This is a genomic window from Sedimenticola selenatireducens DSM 17993 (genome assembly GCF_000428045.1).
GTDB lineage: Bacteria > Pseudomonadota > Gammaproteobacteria > Chromatiales > Chromatiaceae > Sedimenticola > Sedimenticola selenatireducens.
On the sequence record NZ_ATZE01000035.1, the window covers coordinates 1 to 16746 of the forward strand.

The following is a 16746-nucleotide window of genomic DNA, read 5'->3' on the forward strand; positions in this document are numbered from 1 at the left end:
GTGCTCGCGGGTCTGCGGCATCGGACCGTCCGCGGCAGAAACCACCAGAATCGCGCCGTCCATCTGCGCCGCACCCGTGATCATGTTTTTCACATAATCCGCGTGCCCCGGGCAGTCAACGTGCGCATAGTGACGCGCATCCGACTCGTATTCCACGTGCGCGGTCGCAATGGTNATTCCACGCTCACGCTCTTCCGGTGCATTATCGATGTCAGCGTAGTCTTTAAATACTCCACCCCGCGCTTCCGCCATCACCTTGGTGATCGCCGCCGTCAACGTGGTCTTACCGTGGTCAACGTGACCAATGGTTCCCACGTTTACGTGGGGTTTTGTACGCTCGAATTTTTCCTTGGACACGGTTCTACCCCTTCCAGATTACTGTTTCTTCACAGCCTCAGCGATATTCGCCGGGACTTCACTGTATTTAGCAAATTCCATGCTGTACGTTGCACGACCTTGCGTAGCTGAACGAAGATCCGTCGCATATCCAAACATCTCGGACAGCGGAACCTCCGCCTTGACTTGCCGACCCGCCGGACAGTCATCCATACCTTGAACGACACCACGCCGCCTGTTCAGATCACCCATCACATCACCCATGTAATCCTCGGGCGTTATGATTTCGATCTTCATAATCGGCTCAAGAAGTACGGGATTGGCGTTCCCCGCCCCCTCTCTAAAACACATCGACCCAGCTATCTTGAACGCCATCTCGCTGGAGTCCACATCATGGTACGACCCGTCAAACAGGGTGACCTTGACATCTACCATCGGGTATCCGGCCAGGACGCCATTTTGCATCTGCTCCTGGATACCCTTATCCACTGCCGGAATGTACTCCCGCGGTACAACGCCGCCGACTATTCCGTTGACAAATTCGTAGCCGCTACCAGACTCTCTGGGCTCGATCCGCAGATAAACATGACCATACTGGCCGCGCCCACCCGACTGCCGCACAAACTTGCCTTCCTGCTCAACAACAGAGCGAATGGTTTCCCGATACGCCACCTGTGGAGCGCCGACATTGGCTTCCACATTGAACTCACGGCGCATCCGGTCAACAATGATCTCCAGATGCAGCTCGCCCATCCCGGCGATAATCGTCTGCCCTGATTCCGGATCTGTAGTGACGCGAAACGAAGGATCCTCGTGCGCCAGCTTGGACAGCGCCACCGACATTTTCTCCTGATCGGCCTTTGTCTTAGGCTCAACCGCCACCGCGATCACAGGTTCCGGGAAATCCATCCGCTCCAGTGTGATATGGGCATCCAGGGCACACAAGGTGTCGCCGGTGGTCACATCCTTGAGACCGACTGCTGCCGCAATATCGCCTGCACGCACTTCCTTGATCTCTTCACGCGAGTTGGAGTGCATCTGCAGAATCCGGCCAACCCGATCTTTTTTTCCCTTCACCGGGTTGAACACACTGTCACCCGACTTGAGCACACCGGAATAAACACGGAAGAATGTCAGGTTACCAACAAAAGGATCGGTTGCTATCTTAAACGCCAGGGCCGCAAAGGGCGCATCGTCACTGGATGGGCGCTCAGCGACGCTCACCTCGTCATCCAGCACGCCCTTGATTGCCGGCACATCAACCGGAGCCGGCATGTATTCGATAACCGCATCCAGCAGGGCCTGCACACCTTTATTCTTGAAGGCGGAGCCGCACATCATCGGCGTTATCTCACTGGAGAGCGTTCTGATACGCAATCCGGACTTAATCTCTTCGACGGAAAGATCACCCGTATCCAGGTACTTTTCCATCAAAGCATCATTCGCTTCGGCGGCCGCCTCAACCATCTTTTCGCGCCACTCAGCGGCCAGTGACTGGAGTTCGCCGGGAATTACTCGCTCTTCGAAGGTCATGCCACGGGACGACTCGTCCCAGTAGATCGCCTTCATCTTAATCAGGTCAACAACCCCCTGAAAAGCCTCTTCCGCACCAATCGCGACCTGCAGAGGTACCGGATTAGCGCCGAGACGCGTCCGCACCTGCTCGACAACCCGCAGGAAGTTAGCTCCCATGCGATCCATCTTGTTGACAAAGGCGATACGCGGAACCCCGTACTTGTCAGCCTGGCGCCACACCGTTTCTGACTGCGGCTCAACGCCGCCCACCGCACAAAAAACCGCGCAGGCACCATCCAGAACACGTAACGACCGTTCAACCTCAATGGTAAAATCGACGTGCCCCGGCGTATCGATAATATTGATACGATGCTCCGGAAATTGCTGATCCATCCCTTTCCAGAAACAGGTTGTTGCCGCAGAAGTTATGGTGATACCACGCTCCTGCTCCTGCTCCATCCAATCCATAGTCGCCGCACCATCATGCACCTCACCGATCTTATGCGAAACGCCGGTGTAGTACAGAATGCGCTCGGTTGTGGTGGTCTTACCCGCATCAATATGCGCCATAATCCCAACATTCCGATACCTATCAATAGGTGTGCTTCGCGCCACGACTTAATCCGATCAACAATGTAAAAGAGCAAAAAAGGTAAAACGGGTAAAAAAGTATTTCTTACCAGCGATAATGCGAGAACGCCTTGTTGGCCTCAGCCATTCGATGCGTATCCTCACGCTTCTTGACTGCCGAACCACGCTGCTCGGAAGCATCTGCCAGTTCGCCCGCAAGACGGTGTGCCATCGACTTCTCGCTACGCTTGCGCGATGCATCGATCAGCCAGCGCATAGCCAAAGTGTTACGACGACTCGCACGCACCTCAACCGGCACCTGGTATGTCGCGCCACCCACACGGCGAGACTTCACCTCAACCACGGGGCGGACATTTTCAAGCGCCTTCTCAAGCACATCCATCGGTTCGCCACTAGTGCGCTCAGTCACGCGATCCAGAGCATCATAGATGATCTTCTCAGCTACCGACTTCTTACCATCAACCATGATCATGTTGATGAACTTCGCAAGCAACTGACTTCCAAATTTCGGATCAGGCAGAATTTCGCGTTTTGCTGCAACTCGTCTTCTTGGCATGACTTATTAACTCAGTCCTGTTAGTGAACCCAATCAGCCCTTAGGCCGCTTGGCACCATATTTTGAACGACCCTGGCGGCGCTTATCCACACCGGAGGTATCCAGACTACCGCGCACCACGTGATAGCGCACACCAGGCAAATCCTTGACACGGCCACCACGAATCAGCACTACCGAGTGCTCCTGAAGGTTATGACCTTCACCACCGATATAGGTACTGACCTCAAAACCGTTGGTCAGGCGTACACGAGCGACCTTACGCAATGCAGAGTTCGGTTTTTTCGGCGTGGTCGTGTAGACACGCGTACAGACACCACGCTTCTGCGGACACGCCTCCAACGCAGGCACGTTACTCTTTTCTACTTTGCGCATGCGTGGCTTGCGCACCAACTGATTGATTGTAGCCATTAAATCCCGTCTCCAGAGAAGCGCCTTATGCACCCTCTATCGCACCAGAAAAGCGCGCAATCAACACCCAACCGGATTGTCACCGGAACATGTTAATCACAAGCTTAAAACCTTGCCCCCACGGCCGAAATTAGCCTGGGAATAATTCTGAAACCCGAGCCCGTGTACCACTTCAGCCCAAGTGAAGAGCGCGCATTCTACGCGCCCGACAAGGAGGTGTCAACACTACCATGGCCACTCTAATGATGAAAAAAGTGGCCGCCCTGTTTTTTAAAAAATAATCACAGGGGACGTCGGTGACGCCCCCCGTTTTCAGCAATTACTCGCTATCCGCAGTATTCAACGCCTGCTTGATAGCCTCTGCAACTTCATCGGCATCCATCTCGACCTTGGCATCCACAGATTCAGCCCCCAGCTCTTCATCTCTTCGCTTGTGACGCTCGTTATGATAAGAGAGACCGGTACCTGCCGGAATCAGCCGGCCGACGATCACATTCTCCTTTAGTCCAACAAGGGAATCGCTGGAACCACGCACCGCCGATTCGGTCAGCACGCGCGTGGTCTCCTGGAATGACGCCGCAGAAATAAACGACTCGGTCGCCAGTGACGCTTTAGTGATACCCAGCAATATGGGAGTCCACAACGCCGGATACTTGCCTTCGGCCTCGACCCGCAGATTCTCTTCCAGAACGCGGGCCTTTTCGGCCTGCTCACCACGCAGGAAGCGCGTGTCGCCCGGCGCGGTTATCTCCACCTTGCGCAGCATCTGGCGAATGATCACCTCGATGTGCTTATCGTTGATCTTCACACCCTGTAGGCGGTAAACGTCCTGAATCTCCTTCACCAGGTAATCCGCCAGGGCGGTTACACCTTTCAGACGCAGAATATCGTGCGGATTGTACTCGCCGTCAGACACAACCTCGCCCTTGGCTACGTGCTCACCCTCGAACACGTTTACGTGACGCCATTTGGGGATCAGATCCTCATGCTGCTCGCCATCCGCGTCCGTGATGATCAACCGCTGCTTGCCCTTGGTATCCTTGCCGAAACCGACCGTACCGGTCGCTTCCGCCAGGATTGCCTGGTCTTTCGGCTTGCGCGCCTCAAACAGGTCGGCCACCCGTGGCAGACCACCGGTGATGTCACGAGTCTTGGATGATTCCTGCGGAATACGCGCCAGGGTGTCACCAATCTGCACCCGACCGCCGTCAGTCACAATGACCACTGCGCCGGAGGGCAGATAATAGTGAGCCGGGATATCAGTTCCCGCAATATTCAGGTCATTGCCATCGTCATCCACCAGCTTGACCATGGGCCGCATGTCCTTACCGGCGGTCGGGCGCTGTTTCGGGTCGATAATCGCCAGCGACGAGAGACCGGTGACATCATCCACCTGTTTCTGCACACTGACGCCATCGGCAAACTCCACGAACTGTACCGTACCGGCCACCTCGGTAATCACCGGATGGGTATGCGGATCCCAGTTTGCCACCATCTGTCCACCGGCGACCTGTTCGCCGTCGGCGGCACGAATGTTGGCACCATAGGGAACTTTATAACGCTCGCGCTCGCGGCCCACCTCATCAACGACGGTCAGTTCACCGGAGCGGGAAACCGCCACCAGCGTGCCACTGTGATGCTCGACAGTCTTGATATTGTGCAGACGCACGGTACCGGCGGTTTTCACTTCAATACTGTTGACTGCGGCCGCTCGTGAAGCCGCACCACCAATATGGAAGGTACGCATGGTCAACTGGGTACCCGGCTCACCAATGGACTGCGCCGCAATCACCCCGACTGCCTCACCCATATTAACCTTGTGACCGCGCGCCAGATCACGTCCATAGCACATGGAGCAGACACCGACCTTGGATTCACAGGTAATGGCGGAACGGACCCGTACATGATCCACGCCCAGTTTTTCCAAGGTCTCTACCGAGGTCTCGGTCAGCAGCGTTCCACGATCGAACACCATCTCATCGCTGCCGGGCTTATATACGGCCTCCGCCAGCACCCGACCCAGGATCCGCTCACGCAGCGGCTCAACCACATCACCACCCTCGATGATGGGATGCATATCCAGGCCTTCTTCAGTACCACAGTCCGGTTCCAGGACCACCATATCCTGAGCTACGTCGACCAGACGACGGGTCAGATAACCCGAGTTGGCGGTCTTCAGCGCCGTGTCGGCAAGACCCTTACGAGCACCATGGGTAGAGATAAAGTACTGCAGTACGTCGAGCCCCTCACGGAAGTTGGCTGTGATCGGTGTCTCGATAATGGAGCCATCCGGCTTGGCCATCAGGCCACGCATACCGGCCAGCTGGCGTATCTGCGCCGCCGAACCACGCGCACCGGAGTCGGCCATCATGTAGATCGAGTTGAAGGAGTCCTGCTGGACCTCCTTGCCCTCACGATCGACGACCGTCTCTTTACCCAGATGAGACATCATCGCCTTGGCCACCTGGTCGTTGGTGTGGGACCAGATATCCACCACCTTGTTGTAGCGCTCGCCGTTGGTTACCAGACCGGAGGCGTACTGATTCTGGATCTCTTTCACCTCCCGTTCGGCGGCGGCCAGGATCGGCCCCTTCTCCTTGGGGATGGTCATGTCGTTCATGCCGATAGAGACGCCGGCACGGGTAGCGAAACGGAAGCCCATGTACATCACCTGGTCGGCGAAAATAACCGTCTCCTTGAGACCGACACGACGGTAGCAGGCATCCACCAGATTGGAGATCGCGCGCTTGCCCATGGCGTTGTTGATCAGCTCAAACGGCAACCCTTTGGGCAAAATTTCCGACAGCAACGCCCGGCCCACGGTGGTATCCACCAGGCGCCGAACCGTCTGCTCCTCTCCTTTTTCATCCTCCACTTTCTCGGTCAGGCGCACCTTGACCTTGGCCTGCAGATCCACCATGCGCGCTTCATAGGCACGATGCACTTCCGCCAGATCAGAGAACACCATTCCTTCGCCCTTGGCATTGATGCGCTCGCGGGTCATGAAGTAGAGACCCAGCACCACGTCCTGGGAAGGTACGATGATCGGTTCGCCGTTGGCTGGCGAGAGAATATTGTTGGTCGACATCATCAGACTGCGCGCTTCCAGCTGCGCCTCGATGGAGAGCGGTACGTGTACCGCCATCTGGTCGCCGTCAAAGTCCGCGTTGAAGGCGGTACAGACCAGCGGATGCAGCTGAATCGCCTTGCCTTCCACCAGAACCGGCTCGAACGCCTGGATGCCCAGACGATGCAGCGTCGGTGCACGGTTCAGCATCACGGGATGCTCGCGAATCACTTCTTCGAGAATGTCCCACACTTCACCGGTGCCGCGTTCGACCAGCTTCTTGGCCGCCTTGATGGTGGTGGCCAGACCGCGCAGTTGCAGCTTGGAGAAGATAAACGGCTTAAACAGCTCCAGGGCCATTTTCTTCGGCAGACCACACTGATGCAGCTTCAGGGTCGGACCGACCACGATCACCGAACGACCGGAGTAGTCGACACGCTTGCCCAGCAGGTTCTGGCGGAAGCGCCCCTGCTTGCCTTTGATCATGTCCGCCAGGGATTTCAGCTGACGCTTGTTGGTTCCGGTGATGGCGCGTCCGCGCCGACCGTTATCCAGCAGGGCATCCACCGACTCCTGCAGCATGCGCTTCTCATTGCGCACGATAATGTCCGGCGCATTCAGATCCAGCAGCCGTTTCAGGCGGTTGTTGCGATTGATGACACGGCGATACAGGTCATTCAGGTCAGAGGTTGCAAAGCGACCGCCATCCAGCGGCACCAGTGGACGCAACTCGGGCGGCAACACCGGCAGCACGGTCATCACCATCCACTCGGGACGGTTGCCGGACTCGTGCAGGGACTCCACCAGCTTCAGACGCTTGCTCAGTTTTTTCAGCTTGGTCTCAGAGTTGGTGCCCTGGATCTCTTCCCGAAGAATTTCGATCTCCTTCGGCAGGTTCAGCGAGCTGAGCAGTTCATAGACCGCCTCGGCACCCATCCGGGCATCAAACTCATCACCGTTCTCTTCAATCGCCTCGAGATACTGGTCATCGTTCAGCAACTGACCGCGTTCCAGCGGCGTCATGCCCGGATCGACCACCACGAAGGACTCAAAATAGAGCACCCGCTCGATATCCCGCAGGGTCATATCCAGCAGCAGACCGATACGGGACGGCAGTGACTTGAGGAACCAGATGTGCGCCACCGGGCTGGCCAGCTCGATGTGACCCATGCGTTCACGCCGCACCTTGGCCAGGGTCACTTCGACGCCGCACTTCTCACAGACCACGCCGCGATGTTTCAGGCGCTTGTACTTGCCGCACAGGCACTCATAGTCGCTGGTTGGGCCAAAAATCTTGGCACAGAACAGGCCCTCACGCTCGGGCTTGAAAGTCCGGTAGTTGATCGTCTCAGGCTTTTTAACTTCGCCATAGGACCATGAACGGATCATGTCGGGTGAAGCCAGACCAATTTTGATCGCGTCAAAATCTTCAGTCTGCCCTTGCTGCTTCAGAATTTTTAATAGATCTTTCAAGATCGTATCTCCTGCTGTCGGGTTCCGGTGTTTGTCTCGGTATTCGCTAGGTTACAGCGCGTGATGCCGGACCCTATTCCCGCTCCAATTCAATATTGATGCCCAGAGAGCGTATCTCTTTAACCAGCACGTTGAAGGACTCCGGCATGCCGGCCTCCATCTGATGGTTACCGTCAACGATGTTTTTATACATCCGGGTACGACCGGTCACATCATCGGACTTCACGGTGAGCATCTCCTGCAGTGTGTAGGCGGCGCCATAGGCCTCCAGCGCCCACACCTCCATCTCACCGAATCGCTGTCCGCCAAACTGCGCCTTACCGCCCAGCGGCTGCTGCGTAACCAGACTGTACGGACCGGTCGAACGGGCATGCATCTTGTCATCTACCAGATGATTCAGCTTCAGCACATACATGTAGCCAACCGTCACCTGACGATCGAAGGCCTCGCCTGTTCTGCCGTCAAACAGGGTCGTCTGACCGCTTTCCGGCAGATCGGCTAGCTTCAACAGCGCCCGGATTTCGTCTTCAGAAGCACCGTCGAACACTGGCGTCGCCATCGGCACGCCACGCTTCAGATTACTCGCCAGCTCAACAATTTCATCGTCACTGAAACTATCCAGATCTTCCGACTTGCCGCTGGTGTTGTAGACCTTCTCCAGATATTTGCGCAGTTCGGCGATCTTGGACTTGGCCTCCAGCATCTTGCCGATCTTCTCGCCCACGCCCTTGGCCGCCCAACCCAGATGAGTCTCCAGGATCTGCCCCACATTCATACGCGACGGTACGCCGAGCGGATTCAATACAATATCCACCGGCTGACCATGCTCGTCGAACGGCATATCCTCAACCGGCTGGATCATGGAGATGACACCCTTGTTGCCGTGTCGGCCAGCCATCTTGTCACCCGGTTGAATGCGACGCTTCACCGCCACATAGACCTTCACCATCTTCAACACGCCTGGCGCCAGATCATCACTGGTGGTCAGCTTGCGCTTCTTCTCTTCAAACTTCTCACGGAACTCTTCACGCTGCAGCTTCACCTGCTCGGCAATGGCCTCAAGCTGGGCCGCCGCCTCTTCGTTGTGCAGGCGGATCTCCAACCAGCGGTCCTGGTCCAGTTCAGCCAGATAAGCCTTGGTGATCTTGGCGCCGGATTTCAGCTGATTGGGACCACCATCGGCCACCTTGCCCAGCAGCATTTTCTCGACGCGCTGGAAGGTATCCCCTTCCATGATCCGCAGCTGATCATCGAGATCCTTCTTGACCCGCTCCAGTTCGGCATTTTCGATCTGCAGGGCACGGGCATCCTTCTCGACGCCATCGCGGGTAAATACCTGCACATCGATAACAGTGCCTACCCGGCCGGAAGATACGCGCAAGGAGGTATCCTTGACGTCCGCCGCCTTCTCACCAAAAATGGCACGTAGCAGTTTCTCTTCCGGTGTCAGCTGGGTTTCGCCCTTGGGGGTTACCTTACCCACCAGGATGTCACCCTCTTTCACCTCGGCACCCACATAGACGATACCCGATTCATCCAGCTTGGCCAGCGCGGCCTCGCCCACATTGGGGATGTCGCCCGTGATCTCCTCGGAACCCAGCTTGGTGTCCCGGGCCATACAGGTTAGCTCTTCAATATGGATCGTGGTGAAACGATCCTCCTGGACAACCCGTTCGGAGACCAGAATGGAGTCCTCGAAGTTGTAGCCATTCCAGGGCATGAAGGCGACACGCATATTCTGGCCCAGCGCCAGCTCGCCCAGATCCGTGGATGGACCGTCCGCCATCACGTCACCCCGGGTGATAATATCGCCGGGATTGACCAGTGGACGTTGATTGATACAGGTATTCTGGTTGGAGCGGGTGTATTTGGTTAGGTTATAGATATCCACACCTGGCTCGCCGGCAACCGTCTCATCGTCATTGACACGCACCACAATGCGGGCCGCATCCACCGCTTCAACCGATCCGCCACGCTTGGCCACTACCGTAACACCGGAGTCTACCGCCACCGCGCGCTCCATACCCGTACCCACCAGTGGCTTTTCCGCCCGCAGTGTCGGCACCGCCTGGCGCTGCATGTTGGAGCCCATCAACGCCCGGTTGGCATCATCGTGCTCCAGGAACGGAATCATGGAAGCAGCCACCGAGACGATCTGTTTTGGCGACACGTCCATGTACTGGATTTTGTCGGGACCGGTGAGCATGGTCTCGTTCTGGTAACGGCACGGGATCAGATCCTCGAACAGATGCCCCTTTTCATCCACGGCGGCACTGGCCTGGGCGATCACATAGCGCCCCTCTTCAATCGCTGAAAGGTAATCGATCTCATCGGTCACCAGGCCATCCTTCACCACCCGGTAGGGGGTTTCGAGGAAACCGTAATCATTGGTCCGGGCATAAACCGCCAACGAGTTGATCAAGCCGATGTTCGGACCCTCAGGCGTCTCAATGGGACAGACACGACCGTAGTGCGTCGGGTGCACGTCGCGCACCTCAAATCCCGCGCGTTCCCTGGCCAGACCGCCCGGGCCGAGTGCCGAGACACGGCGTTTGTGAGTTACTTCCGAGAGCGGATTGTTCTGGTCCATGAATTGTGACAACTGGCTGGAGCCAAAGAACTCCTTGATCGCAGCGGACACCGGCTTGGCGTTAATCATCTCCTGTGGCATCAAGCCTTCGGATTCGGCCAGCGTCAGGCGCTCGCGCACCGCGCGCTCAACACGCACCAGACCGACACGGAACTGGTTTTCCGCCATCTCACCGACCGAGCGGATACGGCGATTACCCAGGTGATCGATATCGTCGACGATGCCATGGCCGTTGCGGATATTGATCAGCTCTTTGAGCACATCGACAATATCCTCATTGGACAGAATACCTTCACCGGTTACTTCGTCCCTGCTCAGACGCTTGTTGAATTTCATCCGGCCGACCGCCGAGAGATCATAGCGATCCGCGCTGAAGAACAGGCTGTTGAACAGCTTCTCGGCCGCTTCCTTGGTGGGCGGCTCGCCTGGACGCATCATGCGATAGATCTCCACCTGTGCCTCCAGGGCATTGGCGGTGGTGTCGATGCGCAGTGTGGTGGAGAGATAGGGACCCTGATCGAGATCGTTGGTGAACAGCGTCTCAATCTTCTTGACGCCGTTCTCTATCAGACTCTCAATCAGCTCTTCGTTCAATTCATCATTGGCGGAAGCCAGCAGCTCCCCTGTATCCTGGTCGACTACATCGTGCGCAATGGTCTTTCCGTACAAAAAGTCGAACGGCACCTCAAGCGATTTGACTTCCGCTTTCTCAAGTTCGCGGATATGCCTTGCGGTCACCCGGCGACCTGCCTCCACGATGACGCTCTTGCCTACCTTGATATCGAAGGTAGCCGTCTCTCCGCGCAAACGCTCCGGGACCAGGTTCAGCTTCGCCGACTTCTTGCTCAGTGCGATCTTGTCGGTCTCGAAGAACATACCCAGCATCTGCTCGGTGTCAAAACCGAGGGCTCGCAGCAGCACGGTGGCGGGCAGTTTGCGGCGACGGTCGATACGCACAAAGACGTTATCCTTGGGATCGAACTCAAAGTCCAGCCATGAACCGCGGTAGGGAATTACCCGGGCGGAAAACAGCAGTTTTCCGGAGCTGTGGGTTTTGCCCTTGTCGTGGTCGAAGAACACGCCCGGTGAACGGTGCAACTGGGAGACGATCACGCGCTCGGTACCATTGATCACAAAAGTACCGTTGTCAGTCATCAGGGGCATCTCACCCATGTAGACTTCCTGCTCTCGAATGTCCTTGACCACCTTCGATTTGGCGGGCGCATCCTTATCGTAGATCACCAGGCGGACCAGCACACGCAACGGGGCGGCGTAGGTTGCGCCACGCAGCTGACACTCCCGTACATCGAACACCGGCGTACCGAGACGATAGCTGACATACTCCAGTACCGCGTTTCCGGAATAACTCTCGATCGGGAAAACCGACTTGAAGGCGGCATGCAGCCCCACATCAGCGCGGTCCGCTATCGCGACACCTTCCTGGAGAAATTTGCGATAGGAGTCGATCTGTGTCGCCAAAAGAAAAGGCACTTCCAGGATACTCGGACGCTTGCCGAAATCCTTACGAATACGCTTTTTCTCAGTGAAAGAATAGGCCATGTTGCCGTCCCTCGATTTCTTGAGATCCCATGGATCTTCGAAAAGATACTCTTAATATATTGGTTCCAGCCAGATCCTTGCCGGAATACATCCCTGTTGCTGTGTTCCTACCCAACGCCCACATTAGGTATATGCCAACAAACCATCAAATCTTTGTCCTGCCAGATCAGTTACGGAAACAACTTTTCCATGTTCCCCAAAACTGGCTTTCCAATAGCTATCACATAGCGCTTGGAAAGCGAGTCTAGAAGCGGGAAAAGGCCGGCGGCGAAAACGCCACCAGCCCCAACCTCACGAGTGTGTGCAACTATATGAAATCAAGAATTATTTGATCTCTACTGCTGCACCCGCCTCTTCCAGCTCTTTCTTCACGTTCTCTGCCTCATCCTTGGAAACGCCTTCCTTCAGAGTGGTGGGAACGCCTTCAACAGCTTCCTTCGCCTCTTTCAGGCCCAGCCCGGTGAGACCGCGCACAGCCTTGATGACGGCAACCTTGTTGGCGCCGAACGAGGTCATCACGACATCAAACTCGGTCTGCTCTTCAGCAGCGGCAGCTTCGCCACCGCCGGCAGCCGGAGCTGCAGCCACGGCAGCAGCCGCGGAAACGCCAAACTTCTCTTCCATGGCGGAGATCAGCTCGACAACTTCCATTACGGTCATGCCGGCGATTGTCTCCAGGATATCTTCTTTAGAAACGGCCATTGTTAAAACTCCTGATAATGGGTTAACACTTACAACATGTGTAGATTAAGGGATTAAAGCTATTAAGCAGCCTCTTTCGCATCACGGATCGCAGCTACGGTGCGGACCAACTTACCCGGTACCTCGTTAATGGTACGTGCAAGTTTTTCCACCGGAGCCTTCATGACAGCCATAAGCATACTGACAGCCTGCTCGTAAGTAGGCATTTTGGAAAGTGCCTCGAGATCGGAAACGGCAAGCAACTTGCCACCAATTGAGACCACCTTTACAACCAGCTTGCTATGATCTTTGGCAAAGTCTTTGATCACGCGCGCAGCAGCACCTGGATCTTCCTGCGAGAAAGCGATGACAAGCGGACCCGTCAACTCCTCTTTCATACAGTCAAAATCCGTGTTCTCGACAGCACGACGAGCCAGTGAGTTCTTGACCACACGGACATAGACGCCTGCCTCGCGCGCCTTGGCACGCAATTCAGTCATCTCACCCACGGTCAAACCACGGTACTCGGCGGCAATCGCAGAATAGGCAGTACTTGCTACTTCAGCGACTTCGGCGACGACAGCTTTCTTTTGCTCAAGATTGAGTGGCACTCGTCACCTCCTAAAAAAATGACAATGTCATTTTAACTACCAGACCTTCACCCAATCGGGTTCAGGCGCTCTCACTACAACGTGCACCATCATCAGAAAACCGAATCAGGAGCACCGTCTGCGCAGGTAATGATTAAGCCCGTCGGGCACCTGCGGTCTTTGACGGCATCCGGCCTGCTACTGGCCGGCGCCCCAAAGTTCTTTTACGACGAAAGGGTCAACCCCTCCCGCCTACAACGATCAGACATCCAGCGAAGAGAGATCCACCTGCAGACCCGGACCCATGGTCGAGGAGATGGTAATCTTCTTCATGTAGATGCCTTTGGCGGCACTCGGTTTGATCTTTTTCAGATCAGCCAGTAGCGCCTCAAGATTCTGCTTCACTGCCGCCGGGTCAAAGCTGACCTTGCCGATGGTGCAGTGAACAATGCCGCCCTTGTCGGTACGATAACGCACCTGACCAGCCTTGGCGTTCTGCACCGCCTCGGCAACGTTCGGGGTCACGGTACCGACCTTGGGGTTCGGCATCAGCCCGCGCGGACCGAGGATCTGCCCCAACTGGCCGACAACGCGCATCGCATCGGGAGTGGCAATAACCACATCAAAGTCCATTTTGCCCGCTTTCACATCCGCGGCCAGGTCATCGAAACCAACCACATCCGCACCCGCTTCCTTGGCCGCGTCGGCGTTTGCACCCTGTGCAAACACGGCAACACGAACCACCTTACCGGTACCGTTCGGCAGTACGGTGGAACCGCGCACATTCTGATCCGACTTACGCGGATCCACACCCAGGTTAACCGAGACATCAACTGCCTCGCCAAACTTAACAGTGGACAGCTCTTTCAGCAGTTGTACTGCATCCAGGATTCCATACTGCTTGCCGGCCTCTACTTTTTCTTTGATGGCGCGGGCGCGCTTGCTCAACTTGGCCATGCTTATACCCCCTCTACATCAAGGCCCATGGAACGGGCAGTACCGGCGATGGTCCGCACAGCCGCATCCATATCGGCAGCGGTAATATCGGGCATCTTCACATTGGCAATCTCTTCCAACTGCTCACGGGTCACCTTACCCACCTTGACAGTGTTTGGTGTACCAGAGCCCTTGGCGACGCCAGCAGCCTTCTGCAACAGTACTGCCGCCGGCGGAGTCTTGGTAATGAAGGTAAAGCTGCGATCGGCGTAGACGGTAATCACTACCGGGATCGGCAACCCTTTCTCAAGACTTTCGGTCTTTGCATTGAAAGCCTTACAGAACTCCATGATATTGACACCATGCTGACCCAGCGCCGGACCGACTGGCGGACTGGGATTGGCCGAACCGGCCTTAACCTGCAGCTTGATATAAGCTTGAATTTTCTTTGCCATGTCTTACTCCTGATCGGGTGCAAACGCCTTTCGGCTCCCCGGATATATAGATGAGCAGGGCGCCGCCCCTCATGCAGAGGCGCGAACTGATACCTTGCTCAGCTTTTCTCCACTTGGCCGAACTCGAGGTCGACCGGGGTGGAGCGCCCAAAAATCAGTACCGAAACCTTGAGACGACTCTTTTCGTAGTCGACGTCCTCGACCACACCGTTGAAGTCATTAAAGGGTCCGTCGATAACACGGACCACCTCACCCGGCTCAAACAGAACCTTGGGCCGCGGCTTCTCAACACCTTCCTGAACTCGCTGCAGAATGGCATCCGCCTCGCGCTCGGTGATCGGCGCGGGACGATCAGCTGTACCGCCGATAAACCCCATCACTTTTGGGGCGTCCTTGACCAGATGCCAGGTTTCGTCGGTCATTTCCATCTGCACCAGCACATAACCGGGAAAAAACTTGCGCTCACTGCGACGCTGCTGGCCGCTGCGCATTTCCACCACCTCTTCGGTGGGCACCAGGATCTGACCGAACTGCGACTCCATGCCGAAACGTTTGACACGCTCCTCCAGGGAACGCTTTACCTGCGCTTCGAAACCGGAGTAGGCGTGAACCACATACCACCGCAATGCCATAGTATTCTCCTATCCGGTTACAGCCTGAACGATCGCCATCAGTATCATATCGAACACCCAGAGCACGATGCCGATCAGCAACACCATGGCGAACACGATTAGTGTAGTCTGAATGGTCTCCTGCCGGCTTGGCCAGACCACCTTGCGCACCTCGGTTCGCGACGCCCTGGCAAAATCCCAGACACGACGACCCGCGACCGACTGCATCGCGATGAACACCGCCACGCCAGTCACAGCCAACAGACCAAGAACCCTTACCAGGGTGGAGTATTCCTCCAGAAAATAGAACAATGCAATACCGCCCACCAGCAGAACCACTGCCAGCAACAGCTTCACTGTATCCATCCCTGAGCTTTCGACTTCAGCCTTTGCGTTCATTCCTGCCACAGCACCTCTTTGCAAAGGCGCCTTTAATAATGGCAGGCCAGGAGGGACTCGAACCCCCAACCTGCGGTTTTGGAGACCGCTGCTCTACCAATTGAGCTACTGGCCTGTAAAAAATTGTTAGTTGCCAGACGAAGAGGCGGCAGGACCTTGCGATCCGCCGCTTCCCCACATCCAGCTACAGATAACTAACAATGATCACTCTATGATCTTAGCAACAACGCCGGCGCCGACGGTACGGCCACCTTCGCGGATCGCGAAACGCAGACCCTCTTCCATCGCAATGGGGGCAATCAACTTAACCGACATCTTCACGTTGTCACCCGGCATCACCATCTCCACACCCTCAGGCAGGTCACAGGCTCCGGTCACGTCAGTGGTACGGAAGTAGAACTGCGGACGGTAGTTATTGAAGAACGGCGTGTGACGGCCACCCTCGTCCTTGCTCAACACGTACACCTCGGCTTCAAAGTGGGTGTGCGGGGTAATGGTGCCCGGCTTCGCCAGGACCTGGCCACGCTCAACCTCTTCACGTTTGGTGCCACGCAGCAGCACGCCCACGTTGTCGCCCGCCTCGCCCTGATCCAGCAGCTTGCGGAACATCTCAACACCGGTACAGGTGGTCTTGGCGGTATCCTTGATACCCACGATCGCCACTTCGTCACCCACGTGGATAATGCCACGCTCAATACGACCAGTGACCACGGTACCGCGACCGGAGATCGAGAACACGTCCTCGATCGGCATCAGGAACGCCTTGTCGGTATCACGCTCCGGNGTCGGGATGTATTTATCCATCTCCTCCACCAGCTTGATGATCGACGGCGCACCAATATCCGAGGTATCGCCTTCCAGCGCTTTCAGCGCGGAACCGACGATGATCGGGGTGTCGTCACCCGGGAACTCGTACTGATCCAGCAATTCGCGGATCTCCATCTCAACCAGTTCCAGCAGCTCTTCGTCATCCACCAT

13 protein-coding genes and 1 tRNA gene are annotated in these 16746 nt (G+C 56.3%); all 14 read right to left on the minus strand.

The annotated features are described in order from the left end of the window. A partial coding sequence (locus A3GO_RS25495) for a GTP-binding protein (protein WP_029134807.1) occupies positions 1-357 on the minus strand: 357 nt, incomplete at its 3' end. A gap of 18 nt (positions 358-375) precedes the next feature. After that, positions 376-2466, minus strand: coding sequence for an elongation factor G (gene fusA / locus A3GO_RS0118360; protein ID WP_029134648.1), 2091 nt, complete (start codon positions 2464-2466; stop codon positions 376-378). A gap of 61 nt (positions 2467-2527) precedes the next feature. Beyond that, on the minus strand, positions 2528-2998 hold the full coding sequence (gene rpsG, locus A3GO_RS0118365; RefSeq protein WP_029134649.1) for a 30S ribosomal protein S7: 471 nt from the start codon (positions 2996-2998) through the stop codon (positions 2528-2530). Positions 2999-3031: 33 nt separating this feature from the next. Then, positions 3032-3406, minus strand: coding sequence for a 30S ribosomal protein S12 (gene rpsL / locus A3GO_RS0118370; RefSeq protein ID WP_029134650.1), 375 nt, complete (start codon positions 3404-3406; stop codon positions 3032-3034). A gap of 319 nt (positions 3407-3725) precedes the next feature. Next, the gene (rpoC, locus tag A3GO_RS0118375) at positions 3726-7946 is read right to left on the minus strand and encodes a DNA-directed RNA polymerase subunit beta' (RefSeq protein ID WP_029134651.1); all 4221 of its coding nucleotides are present in this window, start codon (positions 7944-7946) and stop codon (positions 3726-3728) included. 73 nt (positions 7947-8019) lie between these two features. Next, positions 8020-12096, minus strand: a complete 4077-nt coding sequence (gene rpoB, locus A3GO_RS0118380) for a DNA-directed RNA polymerase subunit beta (protein WP_029134652.1) — start codon at positions 12094-12096, stop codon at positions 8020-8022. A 324-nt stretch (positions 12097-12420) separates the two neighbouring features. After that, positions 12421-12798 (minus strand): 50S ribosomal protein L7/L12, encoded by a 378-nt coding sequence (gene rplL, locus A3GO_RS0118385; RefSeq protein WP_029134653.1) that lies wholly within the window; start codon positions 12796-12798, stop codon positions 12421-12423. A 62-nt stretch (positions 12799-12860) separates the two neighbouring features. Continuing rightward, positions 12861-13388 (minus strand): 50S ribosomal protein L10, encoded by a 528-nt coding sequence (gene rplJ / locus A3GO_RS0118390; protein WP_029134654.1) that lies wholly within the window; start codon positions 13386-13388, stop codon positions 12861-12863. A 240-nt stretch (positions 13389-13628) separates the two neighbouring features. Then, a complete protein-coding gene (rplA, locus tag A3GO_RS0118395) occupies positions 13629-14324 on the minus strand; it encodes a 50S ribosomal protein L1 (RefSeq protein WP_029134655.1) in 696 nt (231 codons plus the stop codon). 2 nt (positions 14325-14326) lie between these two features. Beyond that, entirely contained in the window at positions 14327-14758 is a 432-nt protein-coding gene (gene rplK / locus A3GO_RS0118400; RefSeq protein ID WP_029134656.1) for a 50S ribosomal protein L11, read from the minus strand. A 98-nt stretch (positions 14759-14856) separates the two neighbouring features. Continuing rightward, positions 14857-15390 carry a transcription termination/antitermination protein NusG gene (nusG, locus tag A3GO_RS0118405; RefSeq protein ID WP_029134657.1) on the minus strand — a complete coding sequence of 178 codons (534 nt, stop codon included), beginning with the start codon at positions 15388-15390 and terminating at the stop codon, positions 14857-14859. A gap of 9 nt (positions 15391-15399) precedes the next feature. Beyond that, positions 15400-15768 carry a preprotein translocase subunit SecE gene (secE, locus tag A3GO_RS0118410; protein WP_029134658.1) on the minus strand — a complete coding sequence of 123 codons (369 nt, stop codon included), beginning with the start codon at positions 15766-15768 and terminating at the stop codon, positions 15400-15402. 39 nt (positions 15769-15807) lie between these two features. Then, positions 15808-15883: transfer RNA gene (locus A3GO_RS0118415), tRNA-Trp, on the minus strand. Between the two features lie 89 nt (positions 15884-15972). Continuing rightward, a partial coding sequence (locus A3GO_RS0118420; protein WP_029134316.1) for an elongation factor Tu occupies positions 15973-16746 on the minus strand: 774 nt, incomplete at its 5' end.